At 64.4% G+C, this 828-nt stretch carries 1 pseudogene; it reads left to right on the top strand.

The annotated features are described in order from the left end of the window. Positions 1-307 precede the first annotated feature (307 nt). A pseudogene (locus DYL61_RS32050) lies at positions 308-828 on the top strand (hypothetical protein); the annotation flags it as partial.

Raw genomic sequence — 828 nt, 5'->3', positions numbered from 1 at the left:
CATCAGCGCCGACACCCTGCAAAACCGCTACAGCCTGCTCGCCGCCAACGGCGATATGCACCTGAGCGCCCGCAGCCTGATCAACCAGGGCGCCGCGTCCCAAACCGGCACCTCCAGCACCATCATCGGCACCCCCGGACGCATCGACAAAGCGCTGTGGGACCAGATGGAGTTCGTCGATCTGCCGGCGTTTCACAATGCGCCCTTCGACCCGGTGCGCTTCGCCGAACTCAAGGCCCGCTCCAGCGGCGCAGGCTTCAGCAACCCCGGCACCCTGACCACCTGGCGCGAAGACGGCCGCGAACAGTACGCCGCCACCCTGCAAGCCGGCGGCAGCCTTAACCTGCACGCCACGCAATACCTGCAAAACGGCACCCTGCGGGAAAACACCCTGGCGCAACTGACCGGCGAAATCGGCCACAACCCCAATGACCTCGAACTGAGCCCCGAGCGCCTCAGTGACGACCTCACGCGACCACCGGAATTTCAACTGCCCAACGGCGAATACGGCCTGTTCATCCCGAGTAAAAACCCCGGCAGCCCGTACCTGATCGAAACCAACCCCCTATTCACCCACCTGGCCAATTCCTCAGCTCCCAGTATTTGCTCGACAAGCTCGGCTACAACAGCGACGAAGCCTGGCGCCGCCTCGGTGACGGCTACTACGAAAGCCGCCTGATCCGCGACGCCGTACTGGCCAAGACCGGGCAGCGCTTCCTCACCGGAATGGACAGCGACGAAGAGCAGTTTCGCTACCTGATGGACAACGGCCTCAGCGCCCGCGACAGCCTGCAACTGAGCGTCGGCGTGGGCCTCAGCGCGCAACAG

Source organism: Pseudomonas nabeulensis, assembly GCF_004682045.1.
Classification (GTDB): Bacteria; Pseudomonadota; Gammaproteobacteria; order Pseudomonadales; family Pseudomonadaceae; genus Aquipseudomonas; species Aquipseudomonas nabeulensis.
This window is presented reverse-complemented; position numbering and strand designations above follow the sequence as displayed.